13 protein-coding genes and 1 tRNA gene are annotated in these 18,302 nt (G+C 54.6%); 2 read left to right on the forward strand and 12 right to left on the reverse strand.

The features are described from left to right. Window positions 1–15 precede the first annotated feature (15 nt). From clpB to K7J14_RS09490, 6 genes are read right to left on the reverse strand one after another with little or no spacing between them, the layout of a single operon-like run. Window positions 16–2,613 carry an ATP-dependent chaperone ClpB gene (gene clpB, locus K7J14_RS09465; RefSeq protein ID WP_230755614.1) on the reverse strand — a complete coding sequence of 866 codons (2,598 nt, stop codon included), beginning with the start codon at window positions 2,611–2,613 and terminating at the stop codon, window positions 16–18. Between the two features lie 41 nt (window positions 2,614–2,654). After that, complete coding sequence (locus K7J14_RS09470) at window positions 2,655–2,858, reverse strand: hypothetical protein (protein ID WP_230755615.1); 204 nt, start codon at window positions 2,856–2,858, stop codon at window positions 2,655–2,657. Between the two features lie 32 nt (window positions 2,859–2,890). Next, complete coding sequence (locus tag K7J14_RS09475) at window positions 2,891–5,890, reverse strand: insulinase family protein (RefSeq protein WP_230755617.1); 3,000 nt, start codon at window positions 5,888–5,890, stop codon at window positions 2,891–2,893. Then, the gene (locus K7J14_RS09480) at window positions 5,887–7,227 is read right to left on the reverse strand and encodes a flagellar motor switch protein FliG (RefSeq protein ID WP_230755620.1); all 1,341 of its coding nucleotides are present in this window, start codon (window positions 7,225–7,227) and stop codon (window positions 5,887–5,889) included. Before K7J14_RS09480 ends, K7J14_RS09475 begins: the two co-directional genes overlap by 4 nt. Next, a complete protein-coding gene (locus K7J14_RS09485; RefSeq protein ID WP_230755621.1) occupies window positions 7,224–8,351 on the reverse strand; it encodes a hypothetical protein in 1,128 nt (375 codons plus the stop codon). The genes K7J14_RS09480 and K7J14_RS09485 overlap by 4 nt, the downstream gene beginning before the upstream one ends. Window positions 8,352–8,355: 4 nt before the next feature. Further along, entirely contained in the window at window positions 8,356–9,171 is an 816-nt protein-coding gene (locus K7J14_RS09490) for a response regulator (protein WP_230755623.1), read from the reverse strand. Between the two features lie 204 nt (window positions 9,172–9,375). On the opposite strand from K7J14_RS09490, the gene K7J14_RS09495 reads away from it, so the two are divergent. Then, window positions 9,376–9,449 (forward strand) — tRNA-Pro (locus K7J14_RS09495). Window positions 9,450–9,540: 91 nt separating this feature from the next. On the opposite strand, the gene K7J14_RS09500 is transcribed toward K7J14_RS09495, so the two are convergent. The 6 genes from K7J14_RS09500 to K7J14_RS09525 all read right to left on the reverse strand — a co-directional run bounded on the left by K7J14_RS09500 (window position 9,541) and on the right by K7J14_RS09525 (window position 17,399). Beyond that, the gene (locus K7J14_RS09500; protein ID WP_230755625.1) at window positions 9,541–9,966 is read right to left on the reverse strand and encodes a response regulator; all 426 of its coding nucleotides are present in this window, start codon (window positions 9,964–9,966) and stop codon (window positions 9,541–9,543) included. A 9-nt stretch (window positions 9,967–9,975) separates the two neighbouring features. Further along, window positions 9,976–11,295 carry a sensor histidine kinase gene (locus K7J14_RS09505; protein WP_230755627.1) on the reverse strand — a complete coding sequence of 440 codons (1,320 nt, stop codon included), beginning with the start codon at window positions 11,293–11,295 and terminating at the stop codon, window positions 9,976–9,978. After that, window positions 11,285–12,436 carry an alcohol dehydrogenase-like regulatory protein ErcA gene (gene ercA / locus K7J14_RS09510; RefSeq protein ID WP_230755629.1) on the reverse strand — a complete coding sequence of 384 codons (1,152 nt, stop codon included), beginning with the start codon at window positions 12,434–12,436 and terminating at the stop codon, window positions 11,285–11,287. Before ercA ends, K7J14_RS09505 begins: the two co-directional genes overlap by 11 nt. An 85-nt stretch (window positions 12,437–12,521) precedes the next feature. Beyond that, on the reverse strand, window positions 12,522–13,952 hold the full coding sequence (locus K7J14_RS09515) for an outer membrane protein assembly factor BamD (protein WP_230755632.1): 1,431 nt from the start codon (window positions 13,950–13,952) through the stop codon (window positions 12,522–12,524). Further along, complete coding sequence (locus K7J14_RS09520) at window positions 13,949–14,317, reverse strand: hypothetical protein (protein ID WP_230755634.1); 369 nt, start codon at window positions 14,315–14,317, stop codon at window positions 13,949–13,951. The genes K7J14_RS09515 and K7J14_RS09520 overlap by 4 nt, the downstream gene beginning before the upstream one ends. Then, window positions 14,310–17,399: an AAA family ATPase gene (locus K7J14_RS09525; RefSeq protein ID WP_230755635.1), complete on the reverse strand. Its 3,090-nt coding sequence runs from the start codon at window positions 17,397–17,399 to the stop codon at window positions 14,310–14,312. Before K7J14_RS09525 ends, K7J14_RS09520 begins: the two co-directional genes overlap by 8 nt. Before the next feature lie 127 nt (window positions 17,400–17,526). On the opposite strand from K7J14_RS09525, the gene K7J14_RS09530 reads away from it, so the two are divergent. Continuing rightward, window positions 17,527–18,267 carry a hypothetical protein gene (locus K7J14_RS09530; protein WP_230755638.1) on the forward strand — a complete coding sequence of 247 codons (741 nt, stop codon included), beginning with the start codon at window positions 17,527–17,529 and terminating at the stop codon, window positions 18,265–18,267. Window positions 18,268–18,302: the final 35 nt, after the last annotated feature.

The following is an 18,302-nucleotide window of genomic DNA, read 5'->3' on the forward strand; positions in this document are numbered from 1 at the left end:
TCATACAGTTCCGGTTTAGACCGCTGAAAAATCCAGTCCATGACCGTCTGCGCGGAGGTCCGCCCGTATCCTGGAGCCGTCGGGGAAGCGGCCTGAAAGAACCGCTTTGGCCAGAGGATTCTCCAATTCGCTCTGAATAGCCCGTTTTAACGGCCGCGCGCCGAAGAGCGGATCATAGCCGACCTCCGCGAGGTACTGCCGGGCAGCGTCGGTAATATCGAGGGTTAAACGCCTTCCTTCCAACCGGCGAGCGACGGAGGCGAGCTGTATATCGGCGATTTTAACGATATGATCGCGGCCCAGACGGTTGAAGGTGAGGATTTCATCGATGCGGTTCAACAGCTCGGGACGGAAGCTCGCTTTCAGAATCTCCTGAATCTTCGGCTTCGCTTCGTCCATGGTCTTGGCGGTCAGAATATAGTCGGAGCCAAGATTGCTCGTCATGATGACGATGCAGTTCCTGAAGTCCACCACCCTGCCCTGTCCGTCCGTTAAGCGTCCGTCGTCCAGCAGCTGAAGGAGGACGTTGAATACGTCGGGATGAGCTTTTTCAATCTCGTCGAAGAGAACCACGCTGTACGGTCTTCTTCTGACGGCTTCCGTGAGCTGTCCGCCCTCCTCGTACCCGACGTAGCCGGGAGGAGCGCCGATGAGCCTGCTTACCGCGTGCTTTTCCATATATTCGCTCATATCGATCCGGGTAAGGGCTTTTTCATCGTTAAATAGAAAATCCGCCAGAGTTCGGGCGAGCTCGGTTTTTCCGACGCCGGTCGGACCGATGCACAGGAAACTTCCGAGCGGGCGGTTCATATCTGAAAGGCCGGCTTTGTTTCTGCGGATCGCGTCCGATACGGCGGTGACCGCTTCGTCCTGTCCCACGACCCGTTTAGCGAGTACGGATTCAAGCTCCAGATACTTTTGCATCTCGCTGGCGAGCATTTTAGCTACCGGAATTCCGGTCCATACCGACACGACGCGGGCGATATCCTCTTCCGACACCTCTTCCCGTAAAAGCTGGGTGCCGCCTGCGCTTCCCGCTTCCGCCGCCCGCGTGAGAGCCTCTCCTACTGCCGCTATTTTTTTCTCAAGCTCAGGAATCCGGCCGTATTTGATTTCTGCGGCCTTGTTCAAATCGCCTTCGCGGGTATATCGGGTTTCTTCTATTCTGAGCTGTTCAAGGGCTTCCTTGAGCTTGCGGGATTCGTCGATGCGGCTTTTTTCGTTCGTCCACTGCATCTTCATGGCGTCGCGGCGGGCGGAAAGTTCGGCAAATTCCTTCTCCAGCTTGGACAGCCGCTCAAGGGACGCAGGATCCTTTTCCTTCGAAAGCGAGACCTTTTCAATAGTCAGCTGGAGAATCTTCCGTTCAACCTGATCAAGCTCGGTCGGCTGGCTTTCGATTTCCATCTTGAGCCGGCTCGCCGCTTCGTCTACCAGATCTATTGCCTTGTCCGGCAAAAAGCGGTTGGTGATGTAGCGGTTAGAAAGAGAGGCCGCGGCCACCAGCGCGTCGTCTCGTATGCGAACGCCGTGGTGAACCTCGTATTTTTCCTGCAAGCCGCGCAGGATCGCGATCGTATCCTCGACGCTCGGCTCCGGGCAATATACCTGCTGGAAACGGCGTTCAAGAGCCGCGTCCTTCTCGATGTATTTGCGGTATTCGTTCAAGGTGGTGGCGCCGATCGCCCGAAGCTCTCCGCGCGCGAGAGCGGGCTTAAGCAGATTGGACGCGTCCATCGATCCTTCGCTCGCTCCGGCTCCGACCAGTGTATGAAGTTCGTCGATAAAAAGTATGATGCTTCCGTTCGACTGCTGAACCTCGTGAATGACGGCCTTGAGCCGTTCTTCGAATTCTCCCCGAAATTTCGCTCCGGCTACCAGAGCCCCCAGATCGAGGGAAAGGAGGCGCTTCCCGGAAAGGCTTTCAGGAACGTCGCCGGAAACGATTCGCCGTGCGAGACCTTCTACAATGGCCGTCTTGCCGACTCCCGGCTCTCCGATCAAAACCGGGTTGTTTTTCGTTCTCCGCGAGAGAACCTGCATGACGCGCCTGATTTCCTCATCGCGTCCGATTACCGGATCGATTTTTTCCTGTTTGGCGAGCGCGGTGAGATCCCGGCAATATTTCTCCAAACTCTGAAAGGTCGCTTCCGGATCTTCGGTAGTTACGCGTTGGTTCCCGCGAATCTCCTTCAACGCTGAAAGGATGGCGTTGCGGTCTATCCGCTTGGAGCGCAGCAATTCGCCTGAGGAATCTTCAGCCTGGCTGAGCGCCATCAATATATGTTCGGTTGAAACGTAGTCGTCTTTGAGACTCGAAGCCTCGCTCTCCGCGCGGGCCAACACCTTGGCGGCGGATTGGGAAAAATGAAGCTGCGAGGATTCGCCTTTGACGCGAGGCTTGCGGTCGAGTCTGTCCAAAACCTCCGAACGAAGCGAATCCGGAGAAACGCCGATGCGTTCGATGAGAGGAGTTACAATTCCGTCTTCCTGTTCAAGAAGAGCGGCCAGGATATGATCGGTTTCCACCTGCGCATGATCTTCGCGCTGAGCAATGGAAGTCGCTTCCTGTACCGCTTCCCGGGTTTTTACCGTGCATTTATCAAAATTCATACTCTAAATATAGCGATAAATGCCGTTAATCGTCCAGATTATCAAAACTTCGGCAGGTTGTCTTGATCCTTGTCCTTCGGAAAGTTTTTATCGATATATTCAAGACATTTGATCGCTACCTGCTGCGCATGCTCGTACCATATCCGGTAGAGCTCGTTTTCTATCACATTCGGATACGGAGCGCCCTGTACGTCCGAGACAAGCTGTTTCATTATAACGTAACCTTCATGGTCCATTTTTTTCATGATCACACTCCTGTTGTCCAAGTCCTATCCTATTATATGGTATAGGCGCGCACATTTCCATAGAATTCCGATACCGAATCGCGCGGAAGCGCTTTTTTTCCCGCAAGGGCCACGACGCGGGCGGAAGACCAGCAATCAAGAAGCCTCGACGCGGCAAACGAAAGGCTTTCCGGTGTTACGCGCAAGATTCCCTCGATTTTCGCTTTTCTCACTTCGTCGGTGATTCCGTACAACGAGCGGATAAAAGCAGTGAAACCCTTGTCGGAAGGAGAACGCGGCTGGACTTCGCGGCTGTAGCAGCCGGTTATCGTCTTGGCAAGCTCGAGCGCGTCCACGCGTTCCGAAGCGGCCTGTTCGAGCGCCTCCCTGAAAACTTCGACAGAACGGAGAGGCTGAGGATCGCGGTAGGAACTGAAGGCGAAGACCCGCTCGACATAATCGGGGTACGCGAAGGTTCCGTAAGCGCCGCCGGTCGTGCGGATCTTTTCCCACAGGGGGCCGCTCGCAAGCCAATGGCCGAGCACGATTTCCACCGGCTGGCCCGGATCGCCGAACGGGAGGGCGGGAATAACGGCGGAAGCGAAGCCTACCTGAAGGGACGAGGAAAAAAGTTCGACGGAAGGGGCGCCGATGCGGGAGGCGTCAGGATTCGCCAGATCGAGGAATTCCGCGAAACGGTCCTTCCCGGACGGCGGAGTCGGCGAGGCAAACCCGGAGAGCTCTTTTGCGAGAATAGTTTTCACCTGCGCGAGTATCTCTTCGGTTCCGGTAGCGTTTACGATCATTCCTGCGCCCAAAAGCCGCGAGCGCATGTCGTCGAAGCGGGCGGCAAGGCGATTCATCGCTTTTGAGTCTCCCGCTCCGGCGGATATCTCCCGCACGAAGCGTATCTGCGCGAAACCGTTCCAAATTTCGTCCACGGCCTTGGTGCGGCTGAAATAACTGGCCGCGCGGCTCGACGCGTATTGATGTCCGGCGGGAGCCAGGGACGAATCGAGATCGTTCCGGTATTCGAGGAGGAGGTCTCCCAGGCGCTTGGCGTCCGAAAAATCGGCATCGCGCAAAAAGCGGATCGCCAGAGGCAGGGCGTCTTCCGCGAGCTCTGCGAGCATCTTCACCCTGACGACCATGAGGTCGCGTCCGCAGGCGTTCGGATCAAGGCCGGGCGTCGGCGCTGAGCCGGGAATAGAGGAGCTTGCGAAGAGCATCGCTCCGAGGCCTCCGGTGAGACGCGCCGAAAGGGCCGACGTTTCTACCCATCCCAGTCCCGGCAAAGCCATGCCGGTGAGAGCCGAGGTGAAAAGCGGAAGGTACGGGTAATCTTCAGGTTCGAGCGCGTCCACAGGAAGGGCGATATCGACGTACGCAATGCCGTTCGTCGACTGCTCATGGCACAATAGAGGAACTTCGCCTGCCCGATCGACAATCGTCGGTATGCGGTCGGCAAGGGCGGGCAGATCCTCGGTTTCAAGATGGGGAATGCGCGCAAGATTTTCAGGGCTGTCGGTCTCTTTCTGCCAGGCGAAAAATTCTTTTTGAGCGATCCCGAGGCGCTCTTTCTTTTCGGGCGTCAGCGTCGATTCGAAAAGCCTGACGCGGGAGGCCAGGGATTCCTCGAGCCTCTTTTCGTACTGGGAGTCCGGATACACGGTCACAAAACTGCGATGCGGATTCTGAAGGAACCAGGAACGCAGCAGATCCTGAATATACGAAGGATTGCCGGATAGCCGGCGCTTAATCTCCTCGAAGGCGGGAACATAGCGAAGGGTCGCCATGGGCGAAAGGCCGTGTATCCAGCCGCGCAGGGACCGGCGCATCAAAGTAAGGGCGAAGGGGCCGCCTGAACGGCGAATCTCCCTATTGCTGAAATCGATGGACCGGACGGCAGTCTCGACTTCCTCAGGATCGATGCCGGACTCCGCCAAACCTCTGATCGTCTTGAAGACAAGAGCCTCGAAGTCTTCCTTAACAGAGCGGTCTGCGCCTCGCAGTCCGATGGTGAAGCACAGATGTCGCATCTCGGTCTCCAATCCGGTGGAAGGCGCGAGATCCTCGCCGAGCCCGGACTCCATGATCGCGCGGCTCAGCGGCGCGCCGTCGTGGCCGAGAAGAATTTCCGAAACGAGATTCGCCTCCATGAGAGAAACCACGTCGGTGGCGTCCGGAAGGAGCCAATTCAACATAAAGGTGACTTTATTCTTATCCTGCTCGGCGCCGGCGGGAGCGGGCACTTCCAGTTCGCGGGGAGAATCGAATTCCGGGACGGGTGCTATCAACTCGGGCTTTTGCGCCGGCGCGAAGCGATTGAGGAATCGGTCCTGAAGGAAGGCCAGCTGTTCTTCAGTAGAAATATTTCCGGAAAGAAAAACCCGGCAATTCACGGGATGATAGTATTTTTTGTGAAAGGCGCAAAACTGTTCGTAAGTCAGGGCGGGAATGTCGGCGGGGTCGCCGCCTGAATCATGCTCGTAGGGCGTGCCGGAAAGAAGGGAGCGCACGGACCAGTCTCCTGCGACCGAATCGAAGGAGGAGTAATTCCCGCGCATTTCGTTGAATACGACTCCCTGTATCGAAACCGCGCCGTCTTCCGCGAATTCGAACCGATGGCCTTCCTGGCGGAACACCTTCTCGTCGAGCAAGGGAAAGAAGACCGCGTCGCCGTAGACGGACATGAGATTGAAGTAGTCCTTGCGCACCATCGAACTGGCGGGATACACGGTTTTATCGGGAAAGGTCATGGCATTGAGAAAGGTTTTAACGCTTTGCTTCGCCAGCACGAGGAAGGGATCCTTAAGGGGATATTGTTCGGAACCGCAGAGAACCGAATGTTCAAGGATATGAGCGACTCCGGTCGAGTCTTCGGGGGGAGTCATGAACGCATAGGCGAACAGATTTTCCTCGTCGTCGGTAACGATATGAAACACCTCGAGGCCGGTGGCTATGTGGCGCGCGAAAACCCCGGTTCCCTTCATTTCGGGAATTTCGGAGATATCCAGAATTTCAAACCCGTGCATCAGCTGACCTTTAATCATCGTATCCATTCCTCCGCATCGTCGCGATCGTCTATCCCGCACCGGCCTTCTTCCCAACCCTTTCTGACCGCGGCGAAAAAAGCCGCGGTAACGCTTACCGCTTCCGGCCCGGGCAGCGGGACGAGCAGCTTCTCCTCCTCGAGGACGAGAGCTCCCCTCGTGCGGGAAATATTGTCGAATATTTTTTTCCTGAACGCTTCGTCCTTGCGGGCGACGAGGAGGGCGATATCCCTGTCGTCGAGAGTTCGAAGGCGTTCCTGGATGAACCGGTCGTCGCATCTGACGACGTCGGCCAAGGTAAAGAGCCTCTCGCGGATATCCTTTCCCAATTCGGGATCTGCTTCTATCAGGCCGGATAGAATGGAACTTTCCTTCCCCGGATCGAGTTTTCTCAAGATTTCAGCCAGGGCGGAGCGGCCGTCTACCGATTCCGAATCTACGGCGCCCGCGGATTGAACCTTCTCGCGTATCGCGTCGTCCACGCGTCGCAGCACATCCGGATTGATATCCTTCAATTTCGCGAGCCTGATTATCGTTTCGGTTTTTTCGCCTTCGGCCATTGCTTTAATGATCCCGGCGGCTTGCGCGGGAACCAGCTTCGAGAGAACCAGAGCCTTGACTGCCGGCAGCTCATCGGCGATCAGTCGATATACGCGCGCCGGATCCATCCCGTCGAGGTAATCGAAGGGACGGCCTATAACCTGGGGGACGGCCTTTTGAAGCATCGCTTCCGCGCGTTCAGGACCGAATGCGGCTTCAAGAATGGAACGCGCAGTGTCGACTCCGCCGGAAGGCTCGCGCGCCTTTCGGAACAAAGCTTCGAATTCGGCAAGGACAAGAGACGCTTCATCCTTTTCCACCCTTCGAATCGATGCGAGTTCAAGAACGACCTTTTCAACCTGATCAGGGGACAGTTTAGACAGCACTTTCGCGGCTTCGTCTACTCCGATGATTAAAAGAAATTTCGCCACTCTGCGGAAGGGACTGTCCCTTCCGCCGCTGGAGGAATCGGGAACCTTGATGAGGCCCGGCAGCTCATTGCCGCGGGCAGAACCCGGTCCGGAATTCGCTTGTCCGGATCGGCCGCTCGCTTGCTTGGATCCGCCGTTCGACTGTCCGGACCGGCCGCTTGCTTGTGCAGATCCGCCGTTCGACCGTGCGGACCCGCCATTCGACCGTGCGGGCCCGTCGTTCGCTTGTTTGGATCCGCCGTTCGACCTTTCGGACAGCGGCTTCGATTCACCAGGCCGGGAGTCAGGTTGAGATCCGGAGCTTGAAGGGTTTTCGGTGTTCAGTATTTTCTTGTACGCGCCGAGGCGTCTATCGTTCAAATTCATGTGAGGTCCATCATACCAATGCCGGTATCCGGGGTCAACCGAACAGCGGAGAGCCAGGTTCTTCTCTTTTCCGCCTGCCGGAAGAGCTCGTCTTCCAACGGAAAAGGATCCACCCACTTAACGATTCCGGTAAGGCCGTCGTCTCCGCATACGCCGAGGCACTCGTTTCCGACAAGGGAGGCGATCTCCGCAGGGGTCGAAACCGCCAGCGACGGCGAAAGGCCGGGCGAGCCGTTGTTTGAAAAAAGCATGCCGGTTTCCGGCCCGAAAACAGCACAGAGCAGTTTCGACGCGGATTCGACAGCGAGGCCAAACAAATCCTCGACGGATTCGGTATGAACTGCGCCGGAAACGGGATGCATCCATTGCGCATGAGCGATATTCGCCCAATCAATCGAAGAATCAACCTCATCAGGATGAAGCAGAGCCGCGCCCTCGAGACCCAAAGAAGCATAACGCTCGACGGTTTCGATGGAATTACGGGTTCGGACCGCGAGTACCGCGGGATTCGTGACCGAATAAAAATGCACCGCGTCGTCGAAGGCGTTGCGGACGCGGAGAGAAAGCTGTTCGTCTCCGTCAGCCTCCCGGGGATACGCACAGGAGAGAGCCTCGGAGATTTCCGGAACCAGCAGGCGAAGAGAATCCTCGCCCGGCGAAAACGCATGCCCGGTATCGAAAGACGAGAGGCGGGCGCCGGCGATCGCTTGAAGCACGCACACATCGATGATGCGCTCGAAAAACGCATGATACCGAGCGGGATTCACTTTGCGGGTTCGCCGTTCCTGAACGCCCGACGAGCGGTACACGATATAGGGATGGAAAATTCGGTCCGAAATTTGATGAGTTAAAAAACCGACATACCACGGCAATCCCGCGCGCACAAAATCGGGACTCCCTTTGAGAAGCCGATCGTAAAAGGCCCCGCAGAAAACGCCGTAATCGCGGCGATGCAGCAGCCGCGCGTAGGCAAGAGCGAAGGGTCTGGTTCTCCTGTTGTGCGCGAACAAGTCGGGACCCTGGCAACCGAGGCGGAATTCGGGAGAATCGACGATCCCGGCGGGCATACCCGCCTGAAGAGCCGCTCTTTCGCCTGTCAACACATGGAGAATCTGGGAGGGCATGCTGTTATTGAGAGAGCCTTTCGAGGGGGATCATCATTCCGTGAGCGCCCTTCTCCCCTGCTTTGCGGAGACCGATCAGAGAGTACAAACGCGTTGTTCCGTCGGAATGAGAAAGATCGATGCACGCAGAAATGATCGAATCGGATCCCGATGAGGGGACCCTCGAATCCTCCCCGAAAAAGGTTCCAAGCGCTTTGTTCAATGCGGTAACGGCTTCTGAGCTTTTCAATTCTGCGAACGGTCGCGAATCGGCCGCGGGACTGGCGGCCTCGATTGATCGAGGATCTTGAAAAACCGGAATCGAAACGCCGGAATCGGGAGCCCACAGCCATTCGCAGGCTGCATTGCCGTCGAACAGCTGTTTGATGATTCCGCATTCGTCGGCAAGAAGGCGATACCGCTCCTCGGCTTTTTGAACCCTTTTTTCGAGCTTGAATTTATACAACACCGTATCCAAGGTGGTGGAAAGAGTGTCGGGGTTGATGGGTTTGAGAAGGTAGCTGGAAAACGAGACTTCCTTTGCCCTGACCAGAACGGAAAGGTCGGGAGACGCTACGCAAAAAATAACCGGAACTTCTTCGTTCCTGTGGATTTCACGCGCTGTTTGAACGCCGTCCATCGATCCGCTCAGCATCATATCGATGATGATGATATCCGGCTTGAACTGAACTGCGGCGGCGACCGCGGACGGTCCGTTATCGACGATCGAAACGACGTCGTATCCCAGGCGCATGACCATTCCCTGCAGATCCAGAGCGACGATGGCATCGTCTTCGGCGATGAGAATCTTCGCGCGGGAATTAGTCGTGGGCTCAGCCATCAGGGTGTCTCCGATAAGAATAATATCTCCTCTTAGTCTAGACGTTTTTCCCGGTTCAATCAACCTGATTTTTCTCCAGCCTAAAAAGACTTTTCAGCAATCTGCTTGACACTGCTACTCCAATCTGATAAGTTCTTACTCGCAACTTCAATGACGGCTCCCCGCCGTATTGCACAGCGAAGTGCGGAGTCAAGCTTCTTAGGTCGGGCAATAGCGCAGTTGGTTAGCGTACAAGTCTGGGGGACTTGGGGTCCCCGGTTCAAATCCGGGTTGCCCGACCGAATAAGCTTGCCGAATAAAAAACCCCGGTTTCCCCGGGGTTTTTTTTATGCCTCTACGGAACACCGCCGCATCTGTGCCTGCGCGCCGCTATGCTTGGACAATCTGTAAAAACAAACCCAAACGACGAAGCGTTTCCGCGAACTGGGAGAAATCCACCGGCTTCGTCACATACGCATTGCAGCCGAGCTCATAGCATTTTTGAATCTCCCGAGGATCGTCCGTCGTGGTGAGCATGATAACCGGGAAGCTCCTCAAATCGGGGGACTGCTTGATACGCTTGAGAACATCCAATCCATCCATTCTGGGCATATTTATGTCGAGCAACAGAAGAAAGGCTTCATTCGGTTTTCGGCCGGGAACCGACCGAGATTCGCCATTTAAATACGCCCACAGCTCTTCTCCATTCGAAAAACGGATTATAGGATTGGTGACTCCGGAATTCTCCAAACCTTCGCGGATCAACTCCGCATGGCCGTCGTCGTCTTCTGTGATGATTACCGTAATACGCTTCATTTCATCCCCTCATTTCTCTTCTTCTGCCGCATCGAAGGGCTCCGCGGGAAGTTCAACATAAAAAGTCGAGCCGAGCCCTTCCGTTGATTCGTACCATGCTCTGCCGTTATGCTTATCGGCTATTCGTTTCACGATGCTGAGCCCCAAGCCCTCGCCGCTTGCCGGCGAAGACGGATCCACCCGATAAAAGACATCCCATATCCGTTCGCTGTATTTCTCGGCAATTCCGATTCCGTTGTCTCTTATATGATACACAACAAATCCGTTTTGCGCATGAGATTCCAGAATAATCTCGCATGCGCGGTCAGGATGCCGGTATTTAAGCGCGTTTCCGATCAAATTAGAAAAAAGCTGATGCAGAAGGCTTTCGTCGCCGTAACAGGACAAGACATTTCCTTGACTTACCTGAGCGCCCGCCTGTTCGATCTGATAAGAAAATTCCCCCACAATCTGTGAAAAAAGAGACGACATATTCACTTTTCGTATTTGGGGAGTTATTCTTCCTGTTCTGGATATTTTGAGAAGACCGGAAATGAGACGATCCATCTTTTCGACATTCCCGAGTACGACGGTAAGCGCTTTCGGCATTTCCTTATTTAACACCGCAAGAACTTCTTCAGATTCTTCTTCGGTCAAGAGACCCTGCATAAATCGACGAGCAAGGATTTCTGTAAATTTAGCGAGCCTGTTGCTGAACCCCTGAATATTCACAAGGGGAGAACGAAGATCATGAGAGGCTACATAAAGATAATTTTCAAGCTCCTTGTTTTTTGCCAGCAATTTTTCCTTAACCTGTTCAAGATCCGTTATATCGGTGGCAACCACCGTGAGCTGATCTTTTTGAAGAGGCACAATGGACACGCGGAATATCTTTTTTTTGGAGCTCCTGATTTCACCGTTCCAGGATAATAATCCCCGGGATATGAGTTCGAGATCTGATAGATGCGGCAATCCGCGATTCAAGGGTGATTCGCTCAGCCTCGTGTTCTTGATGCTATCAGAAGAAATTCCGAAACAATCGGACGCCGCCGGATTGGATTCCGCGATTCTGAAATCTGTCAGGATTCCCTCGGAATTCCGCTCAGCTTCGCAAAATAAAATCAATTCCGGAGTAGAGACAAAAAGAGCGCTCAAGCGTTCGTGCATTACCTTGAGAGACCTGTCCAAAGCCGCACGGGCGTCCATTTCGGTTCGAAGGAGTTCGTTGGTGTGTTCCAGTTCGAGAATTCGCTGCTGAAGCTCGGGATAATAGCTTTTCTTCAAAGACTTCTCTCCGAGGCCGATGATTTTCTGCCGCAGCTGTTCGATATCCTGAACTTCAGAGGGCATTACGGAACACCTCCCTGATTTCCGTAAGCACGGGTATTCGCGGGTTCGTCACCATGCAAGGGTCCGAGAGGGCGTTTTCCGCTAATTGGGCGATGAATGCTTCCTCCATGCCCCTCGACGAGAGGCTTCCGGTTATCCCGACTTCTTCGCGCAGGGACTCTATCTTTTCCGCGAGGGCCGAAGCAATCCCGGACGAGGACAGCTTATCTACGGGTATGTTCATCGCCGAAGCGACAAGCCTATACCGTTCAGGGGCGCTCGAATAATTGAACTCGACCACCGATCTCAGCAGCAGGGCATTGCATTCGCCGTGCGGTATGTCGAGCAAGCCGCCGAGGCTGTGAGCCATTGCGTGAACCGCTCCAAGGCTAGCGTTTGAAAAGGCGAGCCCCGCCTGCATGCTTGCGAACATCATCTTTTCCCGATGCTCGGCGTTTTTCGGATCATTCATAACCAGCGGCAGATGCGCGCAGATAAGCCGTATTGCTTCGAATGCATGCAAATCGGTAATCGGAGAGCTCGCCGTTGACACGGCCGCTTCTACGGCATGAACCAGCGCGTCCATTCCGGTACAGGCAGTCAGATACGGATCCATGGTGAAGGTCGTATCGGGATCTATCAACGCGACATCGGGAACCATGGTTTTGCTGATAATCGCGAATTTTTTCCGTAAATCGGTATTATTGATAATCGAGAATTGAGAGACATCGGCAGAGGATCCCGCAGTGGTAGGAATGCAGATTAGAGGAGGCCCGGGAACCTCGACATTATCTACACCTTCGAAATCCCTCACGCCGCGCTCATTCGTGGAAAGAATGCCGACGGCCTTCGCGCAGTCCATCGGGCTGCCGCCTCCGAGAGCCAGAATGACGTCGCATTTATTTTCGCGATAAAAAGAGGCGCCCTCCGATGCTTGAAAATCCCGGGGATTCTGGGAAACCGCGGCAAAGATTTTCGGATTCAAACCTTCTTCGGACAGCTCATTGGACAGCATATCGACCCAACCGGCTTTTGCGACGCCCTCGTCTGTAACGATCATAGGATTCCGTGCGCCGAAATTAACGGCGTAGCGGGCCGCAAGAGACAAGGCGCCGGAACCGAACACGATTTCCGGAGCGACGAATTTGCGCAAGTTTTGCAATTATCTACCTCCCGCTTCTCTTGGTCATTGCACTGTTCAATTAAGAATACTGCATGAAGCGGGAGAACACAAACAGGAGGGGAGTTCAGCGAATTTGCAGGTAGAATTGGCGGAGATAGCGAATTCTGGCGTCGGCGTCCTTCCAGCGCACGCTGGCCGGATACGCCTTCGTAAGCGTTTCGTAGGCCTGAATGGCCTTTCGTATATCGCGGTCGGGCGAGGCAGCTTCGAACGATTGTCCGCGCAGGAACCAGCCTTCATCGAGAGATTCAGTGGCGTTCATGAAAAATGAATCAAGCGCGGCGAGGGCTTCCCAGGGTTTACCGGCCGCAAGACTGGCGCGCGCCTGCGCTAGAAACTCAGCGGCCGAGGATGCAGAAGAAGAAGCAGCGACGGGAGCGTCGGATGCAGTCGGGGTTGCGCCGGTCGACAGCGCCGATGCGGTAGATGTCGACACAGGCGCAGAGGACGGGCTGGCGGTCGAGGGAGGAGGAGAGAAAGTTCGCAGGGAAGGCTCGTCGGAAATGCTCGACGGCGGAGCGATTTTTTGAATCGGTTCCGTTGATTCCCGGACGACCCGCCAGGAGGGAGCCCGTACAGCCCCTGTCTTCCTTTCGGAAGGCTCCGTTACAGTCACGCTCAAGGCGTCGGGCACGTAGGCGTCGGTCAATAAATCGAAACGCGAAAACTCCAGCACATAATCGCCGGGATTCCGGGCGCGGAAGGAAAACAGGGTGTCCTTGCCATCGAGTTTGCGTTGCAGATAGGAAAGTCCGTTGCGCGACGACGAGTCTCCGAGAAACACCCATCCCGTGCCGGGATACGACACCTCGAGGGTCTGTCCGCTTGAGAGAGAAACAGTCCGGGACGGAGGGGGGGCCGATTTATTGGAAGACGGTTTCAGCGAAGGGCTTTCAGGCTCGACAGGGCGGATTTCAGGAATAGGCGTTTCGGCTTTCGCATCTGAAGAATCGGAATCGTCTGCTGAATCGGCATCGCCGGTTTCGTCGTTGTCTTTTGGTTCCTTCACGGAAGCGTCTGCGACCGCTTTTTCTGCCGAAGCATCGACAGGGGCCGGCGGGGCGTCATCCGTCATACCAGAGCCTTCGGCAGGAGGCGCGTCGGAAACGACAGGAGGCAAGGCTGTCTGCTCCGTCACGACGACAGCTTCGGGTTCGGGATAAAAATATAGTAATTTCTGAGGATCGGGCGACGAAGGCGGCTCTACCGGCTTCGAAGGCATCGATTGGTCTTCAGGAGAGAATGAATCCATCAGAGGAGGGACAGCGGCAACGCTTGAATCGGCAACGATTGATACGGCATCGTCTGTTTCAACTTCGCCGGCATTCAAAAACCCGGAGTCTGCAGACGCGGCCGAAGAATCTGTTTCGTCGCCGCCAGCCTCCGGAGCCGCGGAAGGAGGCAAAGGCGTCGCCGGTGCGGCAGGCGTCGAAAGACAGGAGGCAAGAAATTGAACGGATACGCACAGCAACATGCAGGAAAGAAGCCTTTTCATGGGACCGACTCCAATATATCGTCAATTTGTTTTTGAGCGCTCAGCCTCAACGCTTCCTGAGCTTCAGGTTCGGGAAGGGAAAAGTAAGAAGCAGCTTCCTCAAGGGTCCATATATGATCAACATCGCGGGAGAGAATAACGCCGGGCGGAGTAAGCGGCTCCGGGGGAAGGAACAACTCGCCTGCCCTGAACGCCCGGCTTTTGTGAAGCCGGCTAACCCGCTCCGCTTCCCTGGAAACGGCATTGTTCTTCATCACTGACACCGCCAACACGGCAATGAGCAAAAGCAAAACCGCGCCCAGGACAGCGGCAATCTTAATCCGATGGGTATCGATAAAATCGGCAACCCATTCACGATCAAGCATCCGGTTCAACCTCCGCCGAGTCTATCATATTCGCAGTTGATGCAGATTCGTCCGCGGCTGCCGGTTCAGTCTCCAGCGCCGGTTCAGTCTCCAGCGCCGATTCAGTCTCCAGTGCCGGTTCAGTCTCGGCCGCCGGTTCAGTCTCCAGCGCCGGTTCAGTCTCGGCTGCCGGTTCGCCGCTTTTTTCAGAGCGCTGACGGCGGGGAGGCCGGGGAGGAACGACGATGCCCTCTTCGGGCGCGACATCTTCATCTTCGAAATTTTCGATATCGGGCAGATTGTCGTCGTTATGGCGATCCGCCTCGTTTTCAAGCTTGATGGTGATAACCTTGGTGATTCCGGATTCTTCCATGGTTACGCCGAGCATGGTGCTGGCGCCCATTACGGTCTTTTTATTGTGCGTTATGACGATGTACTGGCTGACGTTCGCGAACTCCCTCAGCGCGTTTACAAAACGGGTGACGTTCTGTTCGTCGAGGGCGGCGTCGATCTCGTCCAAGAGGCAGAAGGGAGACGGCTTGACCATGTAGGTCGCGAAAAGAAGCGATACTGCCGTCATGGACTTTTCGCCGCCGGACAGGAGGCTGATATTCTCGAGCCGTTTTCCTGGAGGCTGGGCGAATATATCGATTCCCGATTCCAGCACGTTCGAGGGATCGGAAAGCCTGATTTCGCCGCGTCCGCCGCCGAAAAGGCGCCTGAACATATTGTGGAAATTCTTCTTTATCTTGTTGTACGTCGCAAGGAACAATTCCGTCGACTCGGCGCGGATCTCTTCAGTGATTCGGCGCAGGTCGTCCCTGGCCTTCTGAAGATCGGCGATCTGGCCGTTCAGAAAGTCGTAGCGCTCTTTCGTTTCGGCGAATTCCTCGACCGCCATGAGGTTGACGCTTCCGAGATCCTTCAACGCCTGGCGCGCCGAGGCGAGGCGCTCGCGGAGCTCGCCGGCAGGAGTATTGATCGCGAACATCCGCTCCTCGAATTCCATCAGGTCGCGGGAATGAGCTTCGCGGAAATTATCCTTGATGTTTCTGATCTCGGTTTCGCTCATAGCCAGATCCATGTGGTACTTTTCGAGCTGGCCCTGAATCTTCGCCATCTCCGAGGTTCGGTTTTTAAGCGCATTCTGCTTGCTGGAAACGTCGGTATTCCGGCTGGAAATATCGCTTTCCAGCTTCTCCAGCTCCGAAGTAAGGGTCCGGCCTCGATGTTCGATGGAGGCGATTTCGCCTTCGATTTCGTCGATCTGCTCGCGTATGTCTTCAAGGCGCTTGCTTTCGGTAAAAAGCTCGTTTTCGAGCTCGCGGAGGGCCGCTTCCTGCGAAGCGAGTTCTCTTCGGATGAGGCGGGCCTGTTCTTCGGCAGCTTCGGACTGGGTCTTCATCTGAACCCGGTTCAATCGCAATCCTTCAAGCGTTTTGCGGTATTCATCGATCTTTTTGACAAGCTCGGTATTCTCGGCCTTCAATCCCTGGATGAGTTCGCGCTTTTCCACGATCGAAGCCCGGTTCCGCTGAATGCTTTCGTCGATAGATCTCTTGCGGGTGATTATTCCCTCGGGCGACAAAAACTCGTCGATAAAGAGCGGAGACGTTTTCCGGTACCGCTCGATGCCCTCCTCCAAACGAAGAAGCTGGGATTCGAGCTCGGTGAAGGTGGCTACGGCGTTTTCGGCGAAACGTCGCGTATCCTGGGCCGAAGGATCATGCAGCCTGGAAAAGTCTGTAAAAATATTCTTTCTTCCGCCGACTAATACCTTCAGCTGGCCCAAGGCCTCGGCGACTTCAGCCTCGGCATCGGATCGGGAACGAGAGGAATATCCGGCGTCCCTGAGCTTGCTGTCCAATTCGGTGACAATGTCTTCGGTAATAGATTGAAGCTCGGCTTCCATAACGGAACGTTCAGAGTCGAGACGGACTATCGAATCCTCATGGCGCGCCGCCGCGATGTCGTTATCGGAAATCCGGTTTCCTGCAACGGCTACGCTTTCTTCGAACGAGGCGATGTTTTTTTCGATTTCGCCCAAGCGGCGGTTCAAGTCGCGAACGGTTTCATCCTGGCCGTCGGCGTCCTCGCGAAGGCTTTCTACGCGATTTTCGACCGCCTGCTTGCGGCCTTCAAGCTGAGCCAGCTTTGACTTCACCTCGTTCTGGCGTTCTATAAGAAGCTTAGCCTGCTTGTCTTTTTCGTTTTTTTCAACGGCGAGGCCGTACACCTGCTTCTGGCACTCCACGAGCTTTTCTTCCATGGAGTTCACCTGATCAAGGTTCTGTTCCAAAGACTCGTTTATGCGGTCGATCTCGTCTTTGATGGAGTCGCGCTTGCGCCTGATTTCCTCGATGTCCGAAGAACGCCTGTCGCGTTCCTGCGTAAAACCCTTGAGGCGGAGAAGCTGAATATCGAGTTCGTTTTCAAACACAGACTCCCTGAGGCTTCTGTAGCGTATCGTTTTATCGGCCTGAACCTTGAGCGTGTCGTAGGATCGTTTGACCTCTCCCAGGATGCCCTCGATCTGGCGCATGTTTTCTTCGGTTTTTTCAAGTTTCCGCTCGGCTTCGGCTCCGCGCACCTTAAAACGGGTAATTCCGGCGGCTTCCTCGAAGATATAGCGGCGTTCTTCCGGTTTGCTCGAAAGAATCTGGTCGATTTTTCCCTGTTCCATGACGGAGTAAGCGGTTTTACCGACGCCGGTATCCCAGAACAGCTCGCGGATATCCTTTAATTTGACCGGGGTATTATTTATATAGTATTCGCTTTCTCCTGAACGGTACAAACGGCGTTTAATAGCTATTTCGCTCATTTCAAGATTCAACAAACCGTTTTCATTGGCTATCGTAAGGGTTACTTCCGCCACATTAAGGGGTTTGCGCGATTCGGTGCCGTTGAAGATGACGTCTTCCATCTTGTCCGCCCGCATCGCCTTGGACGCCTGCTCGCCGAGAACCCATTTAACCGCGTCTACTACGTTGCTCTTCCCGCAACCGTTCGGACCGAGCAGGGCGGTAATACCGTCGGCGAACTCAATCCGGGTGCGGTCTGCGAATGATTTAAAACCGAAGACTTCAAGACTTTTCAGAAACACAGTTATTGAGCCCCTTGCATAGCATTTTTTCGAAAATCCGTCTTTCAGTTTACAGTACTTGAAAGCAGCGGGTCAATGGAAAACGATTGATGGTCAAGTTTTGAGAAATTACTCCGTAATAGTGGATATGAGCATAAAAGTGATGGTGTTTGTTTCGCGAAAGAAGCGCGACAGGGCGCTTCTCCGCATGCTGGAAAAAGAAAAAATCGAGGCATCTTTCACCCGTTGGATAGGTCCGTTTCATACCGCATTGGCAAGACATGAATACGACGCGGTGCTGGTAAGCAGAAGTGCATTGCTTTCGCGGTTCACAGATCCGGTAGTCCATCTTGCCGCGGCTAAATCGCGGCATACGCTTATCGTCTACGGAGTATCGAAGGACAGAAAAAAAATAAGCGTAAAGGCTATCCGCTATCCAGGCTCTGATTACGATGACGGCATACTTGAAAATAGCGTCGATGCAAGAAAACGGAAAACTGATACGCTATGCGCGTTGATAACGCGATTCCTCGCTGAATATCATGCCGAAACCGGATACGACGTACGCGAAGCCTGCCCGCCTTATAGTAATAGCGGCGAATCATCAGAAACGAATGAAGAAAGCCCCGGGATTCGCGCCAAGCTCTCCGAAATGCATAAGAAAATTGCTGACTTATTGCAAAAGGCGGAATCCCGGGGCTGCGCGAACGACGAAATACAGGACTATCTTTGGCAAGACCGCGCAAGAAACAGAAAAAAAGACGTGCAAAGCTATATCTCTACGCTGAAGAAAAAAATGCATATCTTGTACCCTCACGCAAAATCGGCCGGCATCGAATACCGAAACGGCAGATACTATCTAAAAACTACAGAGCGTGACGAAAAGTGAATAGTTCCGGCAATAAAAAACCGGCACCCGAAGGA

Source organism: Teretinema zuelzerae (assembly GCF_021021555.1).
In the GTDB taxonomy this organism is placed as follows: Bacteria; Spirochaetota; Spirochaetia; order Treponematales; family Treponemataceae; genus Teretinema; species Teretinema zuelzerae.

Coding starts and splice junctions, on each gene's coding strand:
- K7J14_RS09490 (WP_230755623.1), bottom strand. CDS start 9,171: ATGGCTGAGCCCACGACTAATTCCCGCGCGAAGATTCTCATCGCCGAA.
- K7J14_RS09480 (WP_230755620.1), bottom strand. CDS start 7,227: ATGAATTTGAACGATAGACGCCTCGGCGCGTACAAGAAAATACTGAAC.
- clpB (WP_230755614.1), bottom strand. CDS start 2,613: ATGAATTTTGATAAATGCACGGTAAAAACCCGGGAAGCGGTACAGGAA.
- K7J14_RS09515 (WP_230755632.1), bottom strand. CDS start 13,952: ATGAAAAGGCTTCTTTCCTGCATGTTGCTGTGCGTATCCGTTCAATTT.
- K7J14_RS09520 (WP_230755634.1), bottom strand. CDS start 14,317: ATGCTTGATCGTGAATGGGTTGCCGATTTTATCGATACCCATCGGATT.
- K7J14_RS09505 (WP_230755627.1), bottom strand. CDS start 11,295: ATGCCCTCTGAAGTTCAGGATATCGAACAGCTGCGGCAGAAAATCATC.
- K7J14_RS09500 (WP_230755625.1), bottom strand. CDS start 9,966: ATGAAGCGTATTACGGTAATCATCACAGAAGACGACGACGGCCATGCG.
- K7J14_RS09470 (WP_230755615.1), bottom strand. CDS start 2,858: ATGAAAAAAATGGACCATGAAGGTTACGTTATAATGAAACAGCTTGTC.
- K7J14_RS09530 (WP_230755638.1), top strand. CDS start 17,527: ATGAGCATAAAAGTGATGGTGTTTGTTTCGCGAAAGAAGCGCGACAGG.
- K7J14_RS09475 (WP_230755617.1), bottom strand. CDS start 5,890: ATGATTAAAGGTCAGCTGATGCACGGGTTTGAAATTCTGGATATCTCC.
- K7J14_RS09485 (WP_230755621.1), bottom strand. CDS start 8,351: ATGCCCTCCCAGATTCTCCATGTGTTGACAGGCGAAAGAGCGGCTCTT.